This is a genomic window from Halostagnicola sp. A56 (assembly GCF_000691505.1).
Classification (GTDB): Archaea; Halobacteriota; Halobacteria; order Halobacteriales; family Natrialbaceae; genus Halostagnicola.
The window spans coordinates 17,429-35,381 of sequence record NZ_JMIP02000021.1; the positions used below are offsets into that span (position 1 = coordinate 17,429).

16 protein-coding genes and 1 pseudogene are annotated in these 17,953 nt (G+C 63.5%); 9 read left to right on the plus strand and 8 right to left on the minus strand.

What is annotated here, in order from left to right; all coding sequences use genetic code 11:
- Positions 1-15: 15 nt before the first annotated feature.
- On the plus strand, positions 16-648 hold the full coding sequence (locus tag EL22_RS12455) for a uracil-DNA glycosylase family protein (RefSeq protein WP_050051812.1): 633 nt from the start codon (positions 16-18) through the stop codon (positions 646-648).
- Between the two features lie 19 nt (positions 649-667).
- Here the strand turns inward: EL22_RS12455 and EL22_RS12460 are convergent, their stop codons facing one another.
- The 4 genes and pseudogenes from EL22_RS12460 to EL22_RS18085 form a co-directional block, all read right to left on the minus strand.
- A complete protein-coding gene (locus tag EL22_RS12460; protein ID WP_050051813.1) occupies positions 668-2,101 on the minus strand; it encodes a DNA polymerase IV in 1,434 nt (477 codons plus the stop codon).
- Between the two features lie 177 nt (positions 2,102-2,278).
- Positions 2,279-2,560, minus strand: coding sequence for a hypothetical protein (locus tag EL22_RS12465; protein WP_050051814.1), 282 nt, complete (start codon positions 2,558-2,560; stop codon positions 2,279-2,281).
- A gap of 93 nt (positions 2,561-2,653) precedes the next feature.
- The gene (locus EL22_RS12470; RefSeq protein ID WP_050051889.1) at positions 2,654-4,153 is read right to left on the minus strand and encodes an RtcB family protein; all 1,500 of its coding nucleotides are present in this window, start codon (positions 4,151-4,153) and stop codon (positions 2,654-2,656) included.
- A gap of 177 nt (positions 4,154-4,330) precedes the next feature.
- Positions 4,331-4,747, minus strand: a pseudogene (locus EL22_RS18085) (archease); the annotation flags it as partial.
- Between the two features lie 185 nt (positions 4,748-4,932).
- Between EL22_RS18085 and EL22_RS12475 the strand changes: the two are divergent.
- The 4 genes from EL22_RS12475 to bcp all read left to right on the plus strand — a co-directional run bounded on the left by EL22_RS12475 (position 4,933) and on the right by bcp (position 8,672).
- On the plus strand, positions 4,933-5,409 hold the full coding sequence (locus EL22_RS12475) for an N-acetyltransferase (RefSeq protein ID WP_050051815.1): 477 nt from the start codon (positions 4,933-4,935) through the stop codon (positions 5,407-5,409).
- Between the two features lie 225 nt (positions 5,410-5,634).
- Positions 5,635-6,810: a DNA primase small subunit PriS gene (gene priS, locus EL22_RS12480; RefSeq protein WP_050051816.1), complete on the plus strand. Its 1,176-nt coding sequence runs from the start codon at positions 5,635-5,637 to the stop codon at positions 6,808-6,810.
- The gene (locus EL22_RS12485; RefSeq protein WP_050051817.1) at positions 6,807-7,757 is read left to right on the plus strand and encodes a hypothetical protein; all 951 of its coding nucleotides are present in this window, start codon (positions 6,807-6,809) and stop codon (positions 7,755-7,757) included. The genes priS and EL22_RS12485 overlap by 4 nt, the downstream gene beginning before the upstream one ends.
- A gap of 435 nt (positions 7,758-8,192) precedes the next feature.
- Positions 8,193-8,672 carry a thioredoxin-dependent thiol peroxidase gene (bcp, locus tag EL22_RS12490; RefSeq protein ID WP_050051818.1) on the plus strand — a complete coding sequence of 160 codons (480 nt, stop codon included), beginning with the start codon at positions 8,193-8,195 and terminating at the stop codon, positions 8,670-8,672.
- Positions 8,673-8,850: 178 nt separating this feature from the next.
- On the opposite strand, the gene EL22_RS12495 is transcribed toward bcp, so the two are convergent.
- Both EL22_RS12495 and EL22_RS12500 read right to left on the minus strand, forming a co-directional pair.
- Complete coding sequence (locus tag EL22_RS12495) at positions 8,851-11,115, minus strand: CDC48 family AAA ATPase (protein WP_050051819.1); 2,265 nt, start codon at positions 11,113-11,115, stop codon at positions 8,851-8,853.
- Positions 11,112-11,354: a hypothetical protein gene (locus tag EL22_RS12500; RefSeq protein WP_050051820.1), complete on the minus strand. Its 243-nt coding sequence runs from the start codon at positions 11,352-11,354 to the stop codon at positions 11,112-11,114. Before EL22_RS12500 ends, EL22_RS12495 begins: the two co-directional genes overlap by 4 nt.
- A 362-nt stretch (positions 11,355-11,716) precedes the next feature.
- On the opposite strand from EL22_RS12500, the gene sucC reads away from it, so the two are divergent.
- Together sucC and sucD are read left to right on the plus strand one after the other, a co-directional pair.
- Positions 11,717-12,865, plus strand: a complete 1,149-nt coding sequence (gene sucC / locus EL22_RS12505) for an ADP-forming succinate--CoA ligase subunit beta (RefSeq protein WP_050051821.1) — start codon at positions 11,717-11,719, stop codon at positions 12,863-12,865.
- On the plus strand, positions 12,862-13,731 hold the full coding sequence (gene sucD / locus EL22_RS12510; RefSeq protein WP_050051822.1) for a succinate--CoA ligase subunit alpha: 870 nt from the start codon (positions 12,862-12,864) through the stop codon (positions 13,729-13,731). The genes sucC and sucD overlap by 4 nt, the downstream gene beginning before the upstream one ends.
- A gap of 139 nt (positions 13,732-13,870) precedes the next feature.
- On the opposite strand, the gene EL22_RS12515 is transcribed toward sucD, so the two are convergent.
- Complete coding sequence (locus tag EL22_RS12515; RefSeq protein ID WP_050051823.1) at positions 13,871-14,362, minus strand: pyridoxamine 5'-phosphate oxidase; 492 nt, start codon at positions 14,360-14,362, stop codon at positions 13,871-13,873.
- 137 nt (positions 14,363-14,499) lie between these two features.
- Between EL22_RS12515 and bioB the strand changes: the two genes are divergently transcribed.
- Both bioB and EL22_RS12525 read left to right on the plus strand, forming a co-directional pair.
- Complete coding sequence (gene bioB, locus EL22_RS12520; protein ID WP_050051824.1) at positions 14,500-15,642, plus strand: biotin synthase BioB; 1,143 nt, start codon at positions 14,500-14,502, stop codon at positions 15,640-15,642.
- Between the two features lie 66 nt (positions 15,643-15,708).
- Positions 15,709-16,806 carry a hypothetical protein gene (locus tag EL22_RS12525; RefSeq protein WP_050051890.1) on the plus strand — a complete coding sequence of 366 codons (1,098 nt, stop codon included), beginning with the start codon at positions 15,709-15,711 and terminating at the stop codon, positions 16,804-16,806.
- 608 nt (positions 16,807-17,414) lie between these two features.
- On the opposite strand, the gene EL22_RS12530 is transcribed toward EL22_RS12525, so the two are convergent.
- Positions 17,415-17,798 carry an ACT domain-containing protein gene (locus EL22_RS12530; protein WP_050051825.1) on the minus strand — a complete coding sequence of 128 codons (384 nt, stop codon included), beginning with the start codon at positions 17,796-17,798 and terminating at the stop codon, positions 17,415-17,417.
- Positions 17,799-17,953 lie beyond the last annotated feature (155 nt).

The window sequence follows — 17,953 nt, forward strand, 5'->3', positions numbered from 1 at the left end:
CTCGTATTCACGCTCGTGAAAAACGTCACCGATAGGACGAGCAATCCCTTCGGCATGCGACCACCGTTCGAACGGCAGGATGCGGGGAAACAGCCGGCTGTCTTCGGCTACGGTGACGCCAACGCCGACTTTCAGGTGATCGGCGGCCATCCCGGCGTTCACGGCGGCGAGGCGACGGGCGTTCCGTTTACCGAGACAGACGCCGGCGTCGGCGTTCAGGAACTCTTTCGCGACGCCGAATTCGTCACCGGCCCGGCGAATGACCCCCGTCTCGAGAATCTCTTCGCGGACTATATTCACATGTGCTCGCTTCCCGATGGTCGGGCACCGACGCCCGAGGAGTACGCCGAACTCGAGCGGTACTTCGACGCGGAACTCCGGGCGATCAACGCCCACATCCTGCTCCCGGTGGGCGAGCGCGCGACCGACCACGTGCTGGGCGAGTACACCACCCAGCGCGGTAAACTCGACCTCGAGATGGCGCGTCTCCACGCGAGCGAAATTCGCGGGCGCGGATTCCTCGTCGTCCCCATTCGCAACCCCACGGAGTGGACGGACGGCGACCGCGAGACGATCCTCGAGACGCTCGAGTCGATCCTCGCGAGCGATTACCGCCAGACGAAAGGCGTCGCGACGACCGTCGGCTAGGGCGGCGGTCGACGAGGAGTCAGTCCGATCGGAAGTCGGTCAACGAGCTTTGTCCCGCCGGCAGGTCGCGTTCGGACGGGTTCGGCGACCGGTCGTTCGACTCGCCGTTCGCGCCAGCGCCGTTTTCGCCCGGACCGTCGTCACTCGCGAAATCGGCCCCTGCGGAATCGGTATCCAAATTGTCGACGGAGGAGTCGGCCGGACCGGTCACACCGTCGCCGTCCCAGCCGTCTAACTGAGCCTGATCGGCTCCCGTGAACTCGAGGTTCGCCACGCGGACGCCGAGTTTTCGAACCGGTTCCGACTCGAACTCGGTAAACAGGTCCGCGGCGATCCGTTCGACGAGATCCGGGTCGTCAACCGGGCCGGACAGCGACTGCTCGCGCGTGTTGACCTCGAACGGTGGCAACACCGCTTTCACGCCAACGGTCCGGTACAGCGCCCCCTCTCGAGTCGCGCGATCCGCGACCGCGGCCGCGAGCGTCTCGATCCGCTCGTACTTCGGGTCCGGTTCCTCGACTGCCTCAGCGAAGGCCGACTCCCTGGAGAAACTCTTGGGCTCGCCGCGGGGCTCGACGCGTCGGTCGTCCTCACCGCGGGCCCGATTGTACAGTTCGCGGCCGCGCTCGCCGAACCGGTCCTCGAGCGGGCCCGGATCCGTCGCCGCGACGTCGCCGGCCGTCTCGAGATCCATTCCTCGTAGCTCTCGGGCCGTTACGGGGCCGACACCGTGGAGCAACTCGACCTCGAGCGGTGCTAGGAACGATTCGACCTCGCCGGGTCGGACGACGGTCAGCCCGTCGGGTTTGTCGAAGTCGCTGGCGATCTTCGCGGCGCTCATCGTTGGCGCGACGCCGATGCTCACCGTGACGCCGACCTCGCGCTCGATGCGCTCTTTGACATGGCGGGCGAAGCCGTCGGCGACCTCCCAGGCGGTTCGCTCGGTCACGTCGAGGTAGGCCTCGTCGATGCTCACCTCGCGCACCACGTCGGCACAATCGTGGAGGATCTCCCGAACCTCCACGGCGACCGACTCGTAGAATTCCATATCGACCGGGCGGTAGTAGCCGGTTTCCGAGCGCTCGAGAGTCTCCCTCGCCGCCGAACCGGACTCCGAACTCGAGTCCGAGGCCGCGTCGGCGTCCGTGTTCGCGTCCGAGGGGGCGTTCGAATCGTCTTCGAGGGCCGCGCGCCGGGGCAGTTTCTCGAGAGCAGTCGAGATTCCCTGCGCGCTCTCGACGCCGAACTCGCGGGCCTCGTAGCTCGCCGTCGCGACCGCACCGACGGTCTCTCCGTCCTCGTAACCCATTCCGACGACGACCGGTTCGCCCTCGAGTTCGGGCTCTTTGAGCCGCTCACAGGAGGCATAAAAGCAGTCCGCGTCGACGTGCAGGACGATCCGATCGTCCTCGTCTACGGTGTCGACCCCTGGCAGCCGTGGCCCGTCGTTCATCCGTTACTCGTCAGTTCGTCCCAGCGGTTGTGAACGTTGCGACCGTCGGGACCCGTGCTCGAACAGCGACGGGTGCGGTGGTCTGTATGTGGGCGTAGTTGTCGACCTGCAGGAGAAACGGTCAATACGGGGGCGCGAGGGTCGATCCCTCGAGGGCGATTGCCCGAACCAGATCGCCTAGCTCCGAACGTCCTCGATCTTGTCTTTGGCTTTCTCGAGCGTCGACTCGAAGGTCTCTTCTATCTCTTCGACGGATCGTTCGACGTAGTAGACCTGGTTGTCAGGGACCCGACGAACCACGTCGTTGCCGTCTTCGTCGGTCCCGTAGGCGAACAGCCAGTGGTCCTGAAAGTAGGCGATGCGGTCGTTGTCGACGGTGACGGATTCTCGCCCGTCTTCGGGCGTCTCGTAGACGATCGTCGCCGTTCCGACCTCCGTAGAACTGTGTTGATCCGGCATGGGTTTTGATACATCGACCGATCATGTAGTCGCCCACCCGGAAAATGCAACCCGCTGAATACCGTGTGGATATTAGGGTGACTCGACCCGAACCTATCCCTTAATGTTACACACGGGGAACGTCCGCGCGACTTTATCGCCGATTCCCAGTTCGTCCGAGACGCGGACGACTTCGTCGACATCCTTGTAGACTCCCGGCGCTTCCTCGGCGATGGTGGCTCCGGACTGTGCCTTCACGTAGATCTGGTTTTGCTCCTCGAGATCCTGCTTTACGTCCTCACCCCAGTAGTCGTTTTTCGCCTGCGTTCGGCTCATCAGCCGCCCCGCGCCGTGGGCCGTCGACCCGAACGTGAGATCCATCGAGGCCTCGCCGCCCCGGAGGACGTAGCTGCCGGCGCCCATGCTGCCGGGGATGATCACCGGCTGGCCGACGTCCCGGTAGGCCGCGGGGACCTCGGGGTGGCCCTTCGGGAACGCTCGAGTCGCGCCCTTGCGGTGGACGAACAGCTCCCGCTGTTCGGTTTCGGCGGCGTCGATCTCCCCCGCCGGCTGTCCGTCAGGCCCGACAGTGTGAGTTTCTTTCTTCGCGATGTTGTGGGCCACGTCGTAGAGTAAGTCCATCTCCATCTCCTCCCAGGACCGATCGAAGACGCGCTCGAAGACCCTCCGCGTGCGGTGCATGATCAATTGGCGGTTGACCCACGCGAAGTTGATCGCCGCGTTCATCGCGCCGTAGTAGTCCTCGGCGAGTTGCGAACCGGCTGGTGCCGCCGCCAGTTCCTTGTCCGGCAACTGAGAGAGCAGCCCCTGGTGTTGCTGTTCGATCTTGCGGAGGTAGTCGTTGCATGTCTGGTGGCCGAGCCCGCGCGAGCCACAGTGGATCAGGACGACGATCTGGTCTTCCTCGAGGCCGAAGGCCGTCCCGACCTCCTCGTCGAACACGTCGGTCACCCGCTGGACCTCGAGGAAGTGATTGCCCGACCCGAGCGAGCCGACCTGGTTCTTCCCACGGTCTTTGGCCTTCTGGGAGACCTTCGAGGGATCTGCTCCTTCCCGAACTCCCTCGTCCTCGCAGTGGCGGAGGTCATCTTCGACGGCGTGACCGTTCTCGAGCGCCCAGTCGACCCCGCGGGCGAGGATTTCTTCCACCTCGTCGATGCCCGTTTCGACGATTCCGCCGCCGCCCAAGCCCGACGGAATATTCGTAAAGAGCGAGTCGACGAGCTCTTCTTCGCGACCCTCGACATCGCTGTAGGTCAGATTGGTCCGCATCATCCGGACGCCGCAATTGATGTCGTAGCCGACAGCTCCCGGCGAAATACAGCCGTCTTCGGCGTCGAGCGCGCCGACCCCGCCGACGGGGAAGCCGTAGCCCTGATGGCCGTCGGGCATACAGATCGCGTAGTTCGTCATCCCCGGCAGGTGCGTCGCGTTCTGCAGTTGCTCGAGTGTCTTGTCCTGGCTAATCTCCTCGAGCAACGCTTCGCTCGCGAGCACTCGTGCGGGTGTTCGCATCTCACCCTCCTGAGTCACTTCCCAGACGTACTCTCGAACCCGCTCGAGAGTGACGCCGTTCGCGTCGAACGTAGTCATACCCGAAAATCGGACGCCAACGGTGAAAGATGTTCTCTCTGCGCGCCGTGGAGTCCAACAGCGGACAGCACGAAAGCTGATCGGCTCGCCGGGTGTCGGCGGATCACACGTCGAAGAGACGTAGGCCTCCCAGCCGTCGTCGGTCTCCTCGAGTCGCATCTCGGAGTACGTGACGGCTTTGATCTCCCGGGCGACCACGTCCGACAGCGGAACGCCGCGGGCCGTCGCCTCGAGCGAGTAGGCCGCGTCGTCCATCGGCTCACAGTCGGCCGTCGGTTCGTCGGACCGCGCGACCGAGATATCCTTGACCCGGTGATCGACTGGAAGCTCCAGACGAACGTCGCGGAGGTAGATCAGTTCGTCGACGTAATCGAAAAGCAGCGCCTCGAGATTTTCGGCCGTCACTGAGAGCGAGAATTGCTCCCCTCCCGTCTCCGGAACGCGTTCACACGAGGCGGCGGCGAGTCCGTCCGCGACCGATCCGAAGACCGACTCGAGACTCGGTCCGGTCGCGGCGACGGCGATGTCGGCGGTGTGATCGCGCAGTTCGAACCCCATCGAGTGCGAGTTACTCGGCGACGAACCTATGACCATCGGTCCGACACCGGGTCGCGGTGAGTCAGAACCTGCCACGTCGCGGCGAGTCCATAATCCGCCGCGTCGCCGTGAGATCGACCCGTTTCGCCGCCACCTCGACCGAAGATGTCGGCTGTCCGATATTCGTGTGAGCGGTTCGCTTGCCGGTGGAATTATATTGACGAGACTGTTAGATGAGGATAGTGAGCGTCAACATCGACAGTCGCGTCGTCACCTCGGGCAGTGACGATTTTGTCGACGAAGCCTGGCAACTCAAAGAGGAGATCAACGACAGTGTTGGCGTCCTCAAACAGCGACACAGTTTCTTCACCGACGCCTATCGCCGCTCGACGGTTCAGTTGTCCCTCCAGGAGGACGAACTGATCGGCTTCGCCGCAGTCCGTCGCGACGGGTACATCCTCTTTCTTGCCGTCTCGCCCGATTATCAGGGAGAGGGGATCGGAAAACGACTGATCGCCCGCGTCGCACAGGAACACGATACGATCACGTGTCACGCCCGGACGACCAACGAAGGCGCACTCCAGTTCTACGAGCACCTCGGCTTCGAAATCAAGCGTCGCATCGACAACTACTACGAAGACGGCGGCGACGCCTACTACCTCAAACTCGGCTCGAGCGGAAGTATTGCCGACAAGATTTCGGATCTGGTCCGCCGATAAGGATTCGATTCACTGACGCGAGTGTGATTCGCCGATAGGCTCGCGTCCGTCTGGTTAGCGAACCGCCCGTGTGGTCAGCGAATCGCCTGTGACCGAATCGGCTGCGACCTGCGTCCTTCTCCCGGTTTTTCGTATCACGGCCGGTGAGCGCCTCCGCGACCTGTCTTTCGGCGGTTCGAGACTTTCGGGAAGATTATAGTCTCCCGTCGCAGATACCGTGGACGAATGGAGGAGCGAACGAGAGCCTATCTTCGCGGTCGGTTCCGTGATCACTACCGCAGAACGGAGATTACGCTACCGCCCGAGGCCAACGAGCGCGAGTGGGGATTTATCCCGTGGACCGACGGGCCCGGAACGACGATGGTCAGACACCGCTCGCTGCTCGAGTTGGGGGACATCGAGGAGTTTCTCGTCCGCAAGCGGCCACAGCACGTCTACTTCTCCGCGGGACGCTACCGCGATCCAGGCGCGGGGTCGATGACCGACAAGGACTGGCGGTCGTCGGATCTCGTCTTCGATCTGGACGCCGATCACCTGCCGAGTGTGACCCTCGGCGAGGACTCCTACGGGGACATGCTCAGGAAGTGCAAGGACGCACTGATGCGCCTGCTCGAGTTCCTCGAGGACGACTTCGCCTTCGAGAACGTCGAAATCGCCTTCTCCGGGGGACGAGGCTACCACGTCCACGTTCGAGACGAGAACGTACAACACCTCGACCGGGAACACCGCCGGGAGATCGTCGACTACGTCCGCGGCATCGGCCTTGACTTCGAGAAACTGATCGAAACCGAGACGGTGGCGGGGCTCGGCCGGAAGACACCGACAGAACGGCGAACCCTGCGGGTCGACGGTGGCTGGGGCGTGCGAATCCACGAGCACTTCATGAATTTCGTCGAGGATCTCCTCGAGATGGACGAGGAAGACGCCCTCGAGCGCCTTCAGACCTTCGACGGTATCGGCGAGGGGAAAGCCGAGGCGACGCTCTCGGCCGCCCAGAACAATCGTGCGGGCCTCGAGGCCGGAAACATCACCGTCCACACGGCGATCGCTCAGTTGGCCGAGCGCTTCGCCGCAACTGCCGTCGAGCGAGATAACGCGCCGATCGACGAACCGGTGACGACGGACACGAACCGACTCATCCGCCTGCCGGGGAGCCTTCACGGCGGGAGCGCCCTGACGACCTGTCGGCTCACACCGGACGAACTCGAGGCGTTCGACCCGCTGGTCGACGCCGTCCCCGAAACGTTCACCGGCCACGAGGTCGCGGTCGACGTCGAGCGCGGCGGCGAGGTCGAACTCGGGGGCGACATCTTTACAGTCCGGGAGGGTGACCAGTCACTACCAGAGTACGTCGCCATGTTTCTCATGGCGCGTGGTCGCGCCGAAAAGGAGAAAGAATGAATCTCGACGAACTACGCTCGGTTCAGAGCAAGGAGCGCCAGAAGGATAGCCTCCAGAACCTGCGCCCCTCGTTCTACCAGGAGGTCGGCGAGTACATCGCAGACCTCGAGGACAGACGTGACCGCGCGGCCGCCGAGGCGGAGGACCCGTTCTCCTCGCCCGAAGTGAGCCGGCTCACGGACGAGATCGAGACTGCCAAGGACGTCGTCGAGGCCATCTACGAGCGCCGAATGGGCAAACTCGTCAAACAGGCGAGTCTCTCCGCAGCCGGCATGGCGGCGAACGACGAGGGCCTCACCGCAGAGGAGGCGGACCTCTTCGACGACCTCGTCGATCGCATCCAGTCGAACAAGTCCCGGGTACTCGACGTTCTCGAGGGCGTCGACGCACCCGCGGACGAACTCGACGAGGAAGGGTCGAACGCGACCGACCAACCGACCGCCTCGACCGGCCAGTCCGATCGAGAGTCGTCCGACACAGCGCCGCCGGCACCGCCCGAGACGCCGCCAGCGGACCTCGAGAAGTCGGATGCCGGTCCCGCGAACCGGCCGACGACCGAGGACGATTCGGCGACCGCTGACCCGAGCGGCGTCAGCGCCGCGGACGTGATGGGCGGCGACCCGCCGGAGCCGGCGACGCAGTCGAACTCGGCGGATTCGTCGGCCGATGACTCGATGCACGAAAATTCCGCGGCAGGCGAGCCGCCCGAAACTCCGGCGACCGACGGCGGCGCAGCGACCGCCTCGAGCGGCGAAGTTGCTGCCGACGACGCGGCAACTGACGAGCCCTCGCTCGAGCGCCTCACCGTGAAGATCACCGAGGACATCGGCTCGATCCTCGGCGTCGACGACCGGGAGTACACCCTCGCGGCCGACGACGTGGTGACACTGCCCGAGCAGAACGCGACGCCGCTGGTCGAGCGCGAGGCGGCCGAACAGCTCGACTGAATCGCCGCGTACGTCGACGATTACGTCACGAGGAGAACGTCACGAGGAGGTTTTCCATGTCCCATAATTCGCTCGAGACGAAATCGTCTCGATCTCGATGTTACAGCTTTGGCGCGCATGCGCGGCGTCCGAGCCGTCGTCGGCGAGGACGCCACGCCGATCCGCGAGGGGCGAACGAGCGCAGCGATGCCGTGAGCGGCGCGAGTGAGTTGGTTGGGGAGGGCGAGGCGGTGGTCGACTGACGAGGCGGAGATCGGCGGGCGAAGCGGTGGCCGGCTGGCGAGGGGGTGGCCAGCGGACGAGGCGGTAGTCGTTTGGAAAGCGACGGACCCGCCGAGGACGAGCGACGGGCCCCGCAGAAACGATCGAGGAACCATCGGCTCGCGGGCCGGGCCGAATCAAAATACATACAACCGCGCTCGCCAAGTCGGTTCCATGCTCGACGTTGGCGACGACGCACCTGAGTTCGAACTACCCAACCAGCACGGCGAGACCGTCCGCCGATCGGACTTCGACGGCCAGCGGCTCGTCGTCTACTTCTACCCGCGCGCGAACACCGACGGCTGCACGACCGAAGCCTGCGGCTTCAACGACGCGCTCGAGCGGTTCGACGACGCGGACGTCGCCGTCGTCGGGATCAGCGACGACTCCGTCTCGGACCTCGAGACATTCGCCGCGGAGTACGACCTCGAGTTCGACCTGCTCGCAGACGAGATGGGAGAGGTGGCGACATTGTACGAATCCTACGGCGAGAAACGGATGTTCGGCAACACGTTCGACGGCGTCTTTCGCAACACCTACGTCGTCGGCCCCGACGGAACTATCGACGCCGTCTACGAGGACGTGACGCCCGACGGCCACGCTGAGGAACTGCTCGAGGACCTCGCGGACCGACCGGTCGCGCAGTGCGACTGAGGCGGCCCTGTTTTTCGAACGCGAGCGTCGCGGCGTTCGTCTCGGAGGATCGATTCCGGCTCGAGAGGCTGATTCCGGCTCGAGAGATCGTAGGAACGGGAAAAAGTCCGAACAGCGCAAAAACGCGAACCGCAGGAAAACGTGAACTGCGGAAAAACGTGAACCGCGATCGAGCGGCTTACTGGAAGGTCCGACCCAGCTGGTCGCTTTCGCCGCTGGGTTCGGCCTGCTGGAACTCGTCTTCGAGCTCCTCGTAGCGCTCTCGCGTCTCGGGGGTCACGCTCGGCTGGACCTCCTCGAGGGCGTGCTCGAAGTGTTCGCGGCCGATTCGAACGTTGCCGATGCTCTCTGCCATCTCGTCGGGATCGACCGAGTTGATGAACTCGCGGCTGGCGGCCATCGAGGCCTCGCGGCAGACGGCCTCGATGTCGGCACCGACGTAGCCCTCCGTCTCGGCGGCGAGCCACTCGAGGTCGACCGCGTCCGCCAGCGGTTTGTCGCGCGTGTGGACCTCGAAGATCCGTTCGCGGCCCTCCTCGTCGGGGACGGGAACGTGGACGTGCCTGTCGAGACGGCCCGGCCGGAGCAGGGCGCTATCGATCAGATCCGGTCGGTTGGTCGTCGCGATGACGACCACGTCCTCGAGTTCCTCGAGGCCGTCGAGTTCGGTCAGCAGCTGGCTGACGACGCGCTCGCCGACGCCCGAGTCGGTGGTGTTGCCGCCGCGTTCGCCGGCGATGGAGTCGATTTCGTCGAAGAAGATCACGGTCGGTGCGTTCGACCGCGCCTTCTCGAAGACCTCTCGGACGCCCTTCTCGGATTCGCCGACGTACTTGTTGAGCAGTTCGGGGCCTTTGATCGAGATGAAGTTCGACTCCGCCTCGTTGGCGACCGCCTTCGCGAGCAGCGTCTTGCCCGTCCCGGGCGGCCCGAACATCAGGACGCCTTTCGCGGCCTCCATGTCCATCGCCTCGAACACGTCGGGGTAGTCGAGCGGCCACTGGATGGTCTCTCGAAGCCGTTCTTTGGTGTCACCCAGTCCGCCGACGTCGTTCCAGGTGACGTCCGGAACCTCGACGAAGACCTCTCGAAGCGCCGAGGGCTGGATGCCCTTGAGCGCCTCTTTGAAGTCCCGTTCGGTAACCTGCAGGCTCTCGAGGACGTCCGCGTCGATCTCGTCCGACTCGAGGTCTAGCTCGGGCCGAATTCGGCGAAGCGCGTTCATCGCGCTCTCGCGGGCGAGGCTCTCGAGGTCCGCGCCGACGAAGCCGTGGGTGTTCGCGGAGTAGTGCTCTAAGTCGACCGAGTCCGAGAGCGGCATCCCGCGGGTGTGGACCTGCAGGATCTCCTTGCGGCCCTGTTTGTCCGGGACGCCGATCTCGATCTCGCGGTCGAAGCGACCGCCGCGACGGAGCGCGGGGTCGATGTCGTCGATGCGGTTGGTCGCCGCGATGACGGTGACCTGTCCGCGCTCCTCGAGACCGTCCATCAACGAGAGCAGCTGTGCGACGACGCGTCGTTCCACGTCACCGCCGGCTTCCTCGCGCTTTGCGGCGATCGAGTCGAGTTCGTCGATGAAGATGATCGCCGGCGTGTTCTCCTCTGCCTCCTCGAAGACCTCCCGGAGCTGTTCTTCTGACTCCCCGTAGTACTTCGACATGATCTCCGGGCCGGAGATCGTCTCGAAGTAGGCGTCGATCTCGTTGGCGACCGCCTTCGCCATCAGCGTCTTCCCGGTGCCCGGCGGCCCGTGCAGGAGGACGCCTTTCGGCGGCTCGATGCCGAGTTGCTGGAACAGCTCGGGGTGGCGCATCGGCAGCTCGATCATCTCGCGCACCTGATCGAGTTCCTCGTCGAGACCGCCGATGTCCTCGTAGGTCACGTCCGGAACGCCCTCGGACGTTCCGCCCGGTCCGGACGAGATCTGCTCTGCGGGGGTCTCGGAGATCTCGATCTCGGTCGAATCGGTGATGACGACCGTGCCCGACGGCGAGGTGCTCGCGATCTTCAGGGGGACCGACTGACCCGAACTGGACATCGGTCCGAATGACAGCGAGAACGGCACCGTCTGTCCCTCGGTGACGGCTTGACCGCTCAGCTTGTCCCGGACGAGCGGCCCGATGTCGCCCCGGATGCGGAGGTTTTGTGGGAGCGCGACAGTGACGCCCGTCGCGGGTTTGACGTCCGCCTTCTCGACGGTGACGGTGTCGTCGATCCCGACGTTCGCCTCCTGGCGTAATCGCCCGTCGATCCGGACGACGTTTCGCCCTTCGTCTTCGGGGTAGCCGGGCCAGACGCGGGCGACCGACTGGCCGTCGCCCTTGCCGTCGATCGTGATGTAGTCTCCGTTCTCGAGGCCGAGCTCGCTCATCGAGACGCGGTCGATCGCTGCGAGCCCGCGGCCTGCGTCTTTTTGCTTGAGGGGTTTGACGGTGAGCTTCATGCGTTGTCCTCCAGTTCGATAGTGAGCACGCCGTTTTTGATAAACGTGTGCGCATCCGTCCGTTCGACTGGTAGGTCGAACTCGTAGTGCTCGTCGTCGGCGACGACGATGACGGTACCGTCGACGACGTCGATCGACGGCTCCGGCACGGCGGTGCCGAGGTCGACCGCGATGACCGACCCATCGTCGTACTCGTATTTGCGAGCGAGTTGGTCGCTCGTTAATTGGGCTGTATCCATTGTAACTAACCCTAAGTTAGGCACGATAGTATTTATATCTTTCGCCGAAAAATCGCCGGAAGGGATCGAGGTGGCGGAAAAGACATTGCACGCAGTTCCGTCACCCGGTAGTGTCATATTAGGCGCGTATTATGACGATAACTAAGTGAATTGGTAGCATTATTCAAACCGTAGTGCAGGCTGCTAAAATCCACGAACGTTCCTCGTAACCGGGTTTGAATGTGGATTCTTCCAAAGGAGGTCTCGTCGAATTCCGGAAACCATCCGAAAGGTGAATTACGGTGGTGCGTGACAGGGCAACGGCTCTCGCGAGTGGAAACTGCCATGATTTAAGCGACGTGGGAACAGCCGTTCAAACGGACATGAAGCTACACGAGTATCAGGCGAAGCAAGTCTTCGCCGACGCCGGAGTTCCGACGCCGGAGTCGACACTCGCCTCCGACGTCGACGGCGTCGTCGCCGCGGCCGAGGAGATTGGATACCCAGTCGCGGTCAAAGCGCAGGTACAGGTCGGTGGCCGCGGGAAGGCGGGGGGCATCAAACTCGCGGACGACGAAGCGGAAGCCCGCGACGCCGCCGACTCCATCCTCGGGATGGACCTCAAGGGCTACCACGTGGATCGGGTTCTGGTCGAGGAAGCGGTCGACTTCACGGACGAACTCTACGTCGGCATCACCATGGATCGGGGCGAGGGCAAACCCGTCGCGATGGTCTCGACCAAAGGCGGCGTCGACATCGAAGCCGTCGCCGAGGAAACGCCGGAAGCCATCGCGCGCGAACACATCGATCCCTCCTTCGGGATGCATCCCTACCAGGCTCGCAAGGCGGTCTACGACGCCGGTGTCGACAGCGACATCGCACGCGATGTCTCGAGCGTCCTCACGACGCTCTACCAGCTCTGGTCGGATCGGGACGGCTCCGACGCGGAGATCAACCCGCTGATGGTCACCAGCGACGACGAGGTCATCGCGGCCGACGCCGTGATGAACATCGACGAGGACGCGCTGTTCCGCCAGCCCGAACTCGCCGAGATGGAAGAGGAGGCGGCGACCGGCGACGCCTTAGAGCAAAAGGCGGACGAGTACGACTTCGATTACGTCCGACTCGAGGGTAACACGGGAATCATCGGCAACGGTGCCGGTCTCGTGATGACCACCCTCGACCTCGTGGACCACTACGGCGGCGAGCCCGCCAACTTCCTCGACGTCGGCGGCGGCGCGAAGGCCGACCGGATCGCGAACGCGCTCGACATGGTGTTCTCCGACGAGAACGTCGACTCGGTCGTGTTCAACATCTTCGGGGGCATCACCCGCGGCGACGAGGTCGCCAAGGGGATCAACGAGGCCTTAGAGCAGTTCGACGAGATCCCGAAGCCGGTCGTCGTCCGACTGGCCGGGACCAACTGGGAGGAAGGCATGGAAATTCTCAACGAAGACCTCGTGACGGTCGAACAGACCCTCGAGGACGCGGTCCAGCGTGCCGTCGAATACGCTGACGAGGTGGAAGCATGAGTGTACTAGTCGACGACGACACGCGCGTGGTGGTACAGGGCATCACCGGCGGGGAAGGCAAGTTCCACGCCGAACAGATGATGGAGTACGGAACGAACGTCGTCGCCGGTGCGGTTCCCGGCAAAGGCGGGCAGGAGGCTGCCGGCGTTCCGGTCTACGATACGGTCCACGAAGCCGTCGAGGAAGAAAACGCGGACACCTCTGTCATCTTCGTCCCGCCGGCGTTCGCGGGCGACGCCATCTTCGAGTCGCTCGACACCGACCTCGACCTCGCGGTCGCGATCACCGAGGGCATTCCGACTCAGGACATGGCTCGCGTGAACAAGCGACTCACGGAGACTGACACGCGGCTCATCGGCCCGAACTGTCCCGGCCTCATCACCCCCGGAGAGGCAAAACTCGGCATCCTGCCGGGCAACATCTTCGCCTCGGGCGACGTTGGGCTCGTCTCTCGTTCGGGCACGCTGACCTACCAGGTCGTCGACAGCCTCACCAGCCGCGGTATCGGCCAGACCACCGCGATCGGTATCGGCGGCGACCCGATCATCGGCACCGACTTCGTCGACGCCCTCGAGCTGTTCGAGAACGATCCGGACACGAAGGCAATCGCCATGTGCGGCGAGATCGGCGGCGAGGACGAGGAGGAAGCAGCGGCCTACATCGACGAACACGTCGATACGCCCGTCGCTGGCTTCATCGCCGGCCGAACGGCTCCGCCGGGGAAACGCATGGGCCACGCCGGCGCGATCGTTTCCGGCTCCGGAACCGGCACCGCAGAGAGCAAGATCAACGCGCTCAACGACGCCGGCGTTCCGGTCGGCGACACGCCCGAAGAAGTCGCGGAACACGTCGAGAGCTTCCTCTAATAATCGAACGGCGTTTCGGCGTTGCGAGGCGTTTCGGCGTCACGGGACGTTTCGGCATCGCGATTTTTGACCAGTGTCTCGAACGAACCCGAAGCCACGAGTAAGCCAGTCTCACAATCGACTCACCACAGTCGAGCAACTATCCCCTCGTTTCGGGACCGCTCGCCACGTCACGCATTCGATTCGAAAAATCCCACCCGTAGACCGTCGCGGGTTCGATGCTGATCGTCACCTCGTCACGGTCCTCGTCGAGCAGGTCCTGTGCGAGTTTCGAGTCCGTCCCCCCGAGGTACCGCTCAACGAGCGACCGGAGGACGCTCATTTCGGGATCGGGTTCGATGGTCGCCGTTCCCCACCCACGGACGCCTCTGTACGGCGGGTGGTTCGTCGACACCTCGAACGAGAGTTCTGGGGTCTCGGTCAGGTACGTGACGACCTTCGCCCCTTTCCCAGTCGCACACTCGAGGACCCACTCCGAACTTCCGTCGTTCTCGAGCACGCGAGGGCGATACCACATCGAGAGCATCCACGGCGTCCCTGCGGGCGTTTGACAGCCCAGTCGGATCGGGATCGTTTGCGTCGAGAGGAACTGTTGTATCGTCTCTTCTGAGAGGGATCCGCGAACGTTCATAGTAGCCCCGATGTGAAGGACTCGTATAGTACCGGCCCCGTAGAGAGTAGGCCGCCGATTCGGCGAGCACTGGGCGGAATTGAACGCCGAGAACGACTGTCCCCAAGAATTATAGTTCAGTAACTGCGTTAGCTAGCGTGGTTTACGAGACGACCAACCGGACGATCGACGACGCGCTCGAGCGGGTGTTCGCCGGCGAACGCCTCGATCGGACCGACGGACTGGCGCTTATGGCACAGCCGGTCGAACCGCTCGCGGAGGCGGGGGCCGCCGTCCGGGATCACTTCGGCGACGGCACCGTCGACGCCTGCTCGATCGTCAACGCGAAGGCGGGCAACTGCGCCGAGGACTGTGGCTTTTGTGCCCAGTCAGTCCACTTCGACACCGGCATCGACACCTACGGCTTTCTCGGTCCCGAAAAAATTCTCGAGGCCGCAAAACGTGCCGAGCGCGACGGCGCACAGCGCTTCGGCATCGTGGTCGCCGAACGCGGCGTCTCGAAGGAACACCGTCCCGAGGAGTGGACGGAGGTCCTCGAGTCGATCCGCCTCGTCCGCGAGGAGTGCGACCTCGAGGTCGACGCCTCGCTGGGGATCCTCACGCCCGAAGAAGCCGAAATACTCGCCGCAGAGGGGATCAACCACTACAATCACAACATCGAGACCTCGCCGCGGTACTTCCCCGAAATCGTCGACTCCCACAGCTTCGAGGATCGGGTACACACCCTCGAGGTCGCAAAAGAGGCGGGAATGGACCTCTGTGCGGGCGTCATCCTCGGGATGGGCGAGACGCCGGCCGACCGCGTCGATGCAGCCGTCGCGCTCCAGGACATCGGCATCTCGTCGCTGCCGGTCAACGTTCTGAACCCGGTCGCGGGGACCCCGCTGGCCGAGCGGGGCGTCGAAATCAGCACGGCGGAGATCGTCAAGACCGTCGCGGTCTACAAACTGCTCCACCCCGAATCGCGCGTTCGGCTGACGGGCGGGCGCGAGGTCAACCTCGAGCCCGACGAACAACACCTGCCCCTCGAGGCGGGCGCTGACGGCCTACTCACCGGCGATTATCTGACGACCGAGGGGCAGTCGGCCGGCGACGATATCGAGATCATCGAACGGGCGGGCCTCGAGCCGAATCAGTCCGTCAACGAATTCGATCCGGAGGCGGTGAAGGCTCGAGGTCGGCGGGCGGCGGCAGAATCGCCGGCGGAGACGGCGGCGGGAACGGCCACTGAAGCAGCCGGCAACGCAGGCAGTGCCAACGCGGAATCGAGTGACGACTAAGCGACCATCGGTGACGAAGCGATTACTGACGACTGAGAGATGACCGACTTCACGACACGATCAGCAATGAACGATACCACGTTTGCGGTGCTCGGAACGGGAGGAATCGGTCGACGAACGCTCGAGGTGAGCCAACACAAAGACGGGCTCACGCCGGTCGCGGCGTGTGACCGCCACGGCGTCGCGATGGACTTCGACGGGTTGGACGTCGAGGAACTGCTCGAGGCGACGGAAGGAAACATCGACAGCGGACCGGGAACTGATGCGCCACGAGGAACTGACGCGTCCAGAGATGACGACCTCGAGACTGACGGCGGCGCGGCGGCGTCGTCCGGCGTCAAACAACACGGCGAGAACGCGGGCGTCGTCGCCTCCGCGCAGGCCCGTCCGTCCGAGGATCCGATTCAGGAGATCATCGATCACGGCGACGGTATCGACGCCGTCCTGCTGGCACTGCCGAACTACGAACACGACTTCATCCCGCGGGTCGCGGATCGGTTCGTGGCGGGCGGATACGCCGGCGTGTTGGTCGACGTGCTCAAACGCTCCCGAGTCATCGGAATGCTCGACGAGCGCGAGGAAGCGTTCGAGGACGCCGGAATCACGTTCGTCTGCGGTGCCGGTGCGACGCCCGGCTTTCTCACCGGCGCGGCGGCGCTTGCCGCCCAGTCGTTCGTCGAGGTCGAATCGGTCGACATCTGGTGGGGCGTCGGCCTGAAATCGGGCTACGAGGACAATCGCGGCACCGTCCGCGAGGACATCGCCCACCTGCCAGAGTACGACATCGACACCGCCCGGACGCTCTCCGAGGACGAAATCGAGGCCGTCATCGACGACCACGACGGCGTCCTCGAGTTCGATGATATGGAGCACGCGGACGATGTCCTTCTCGAGCGAGCGGGAATCTGTGACGCCGAGGACGTGACCGTCGGGGGAATCCTCGATGTCGAACGCGACGAGAAGCCGACGACGACGACCGTCTCGGTGACCGGTACCACGTTCGACGGCGAGACGGGGACGAACACGTTCGAACTCGACGACGCCACGAGCATGGCGGCGAACGTCAACGGGCCGGCGATCGGCTATCTGAAAACCGCCGTCCGCCGAAACCGGGCCGGCGAGTACGGCGTCTTCGGACCCGCGGAACTGATGCCCGGCTTTTGAGCGCTCGAGAATACGTTCTGCTATTCACCTCATCCGTCATCTACCGATCCGCTCGTGCGCCGAATTGAGCACGACTTGGAACCGATCCTCGAGCCAGCGACTGCGCTCACAGTCACGAAGCGTGCCCGGAAACGGTGATGGTGGTCCGTCTCCGGGTAGAAACCCATGGTATTCGCTCGAACGGTCTCACGGTCTCGTGTTGAGCGTGGGTAGGGATCGCCCGCAGTCTGGCCCGTTTCGGGCCACCCGATCCCACGCGGGGCACCGCTAACACAGTCTGCCACGAATTCCCAAGGCGGGGATTTCGCTCGAGCCGTCCGTTTCGTCCTGGTCGCGTTCGTGGCGGAGATAACGGAAATCCATGCGGATACGCCGATTGAAACTGGCATGGGGATGTCTCGAGCGTACCCGAATCTGCGCGATTGCCCCGACTAGAGAGTGTCGTAGAACAGTTCGGATATCCCGTATGACTACTCGACAAGCGGAAGTACAGACGGAGTCGTTACCAGAGCAGCCATCTACCTCTCCGATAGCTCCCAGAAACGGCGTGATGATTACAGAAGATGAGTTCAGTGTAAAGGTACCGATTGGTTCACTGACTGTCGCCATTAGTTAGTGACGTCACAGCCCAACTGTTCAAGTTGTGGAACAGCAGCGTCGAGGTCGTTCTCTTTTACGAATACGTGGTCAGTCGTGTACGACGAGAGGACAAACACCGAGACATCTGCCTCAGCAAGCGCTGTCGCAACCGTCGCCAGGAATCCAACGAGTTCGAATGGCAGATCCATCTCGAACGTCAGGCGTTTCCACCCGGACTCGACCGCACTGGCATCGACACTGCCAACATCATCGTGTTCGACGACCACTGTCGTCTCAGTTTCGTCCTCAACGGTTGCAAACGCAGCAGGATGGCTATGATCGGTCCGGCAGACTGCATATGTTTCCTCCGATATCCTGACTGTACTTCCCTGAAGAAATTCGGTCGGATCCATACAGACGATAATTGCTCGGCGAGTGATAAGAGTGTGCCACCATCGGTCGACCCTTTGTTGCTAGCTTCGACCGGTCTTTCGGATCAAATAGAACTTGCTCCCTCTGAGATTTAAGAAAAGTTTGTCTGTCTGAAAACTCGGTTAAAATCGATTAT

Bases quoted from the DNA above. Each gene is read 5' to 3' on its own strand.
- EL22_RS12460 (WP_050051813.1), bottom strand. From the start codon at position 2,101: ATGAACGACGGGCCACGGCTGCCAGGGGTCGACACCGTAGACGAGGAC.
- EL22_RS12465 (WP_050051814.1), bottom strand. From the start codon at position 2,560: ATGCCGGATCAACACAGTTCTACGGAGGTCGGAACGGCGACGATCGTC.
- EL22_RS12470 (WP_050051889.1), bottom strand. From the start codon at position 4,153: ATGACTACGTTCGACGCGAACGGCGTCACTCTCGAGCGGGTTCGAGAG.
- priS (WP_050051816.1), top strand. From the start codon at position 5,635: ATGGAGGAGCGAACGAGAGCCTATCTTCGCGGTCGGTTCCGTGATCAC.
- EL22_RS12485 (WP_050051817.1), top strand. From the start codon at position 6,807: ATGAATCTCGACGAACTACGCTCGGTTCAGAGCAAGGAGCGCCAGAAG.
- bcp (WP_050051818.1), top strand. From the start codon at position 8,193: ATGCTCGACGTTGGCGACGACGCACCTGAGTTCGAACTACCCAACCAG.
- EL22_RS12495 (WP_050051819.1), bottom strand. From the start codon at position 11,115: ATGAAGCTCACCGTCAAACCCCTCAAGCAAAAAGACGCAGGCCGCGGG.
- EL22_RS12500 (WP_050051820.1), bottom strand. From the start codon at position 11,354: ATGGATACAGCCCAATTAACGAGCGACCAACTCGCTCGCAAATACGAG.
- sucC (WP_050051821.1), top strand. From the start codon at position 11,717: ATGAAGCTACACGAGTATCAGGCGAAGCAAGTCTTCGCCGACGCCGGA.
- sucD (WP_050051822.1), top strand. From the start codon at position 12,862: ATGAGTGTACTAGTCGACGACGACACGCGCGTGGTGGTACAGGGCATC.
- EL22_RS12515 (WP_050051823.1), bottom strand. From the start codon at position 14,362: ATGAACGTTCGCGGATCCCTCTCAGAAGAGACGATACAACAGTTCCTC.
- EL22_RS12525 (WP_050051890.1), top strand. From the start codon at position 15,709: ATGAACGATACCACGTTTGCGGTGCTCGGAACGGGAGGAATCGGTCGA.
- EL22_RS12530 (WP_050051825.1), bottom strand. From the start codon at position 17,798: ATGGATCCGACCGAATTTCTTCAGGGAAGTACAGTCAGGATATCGGAG.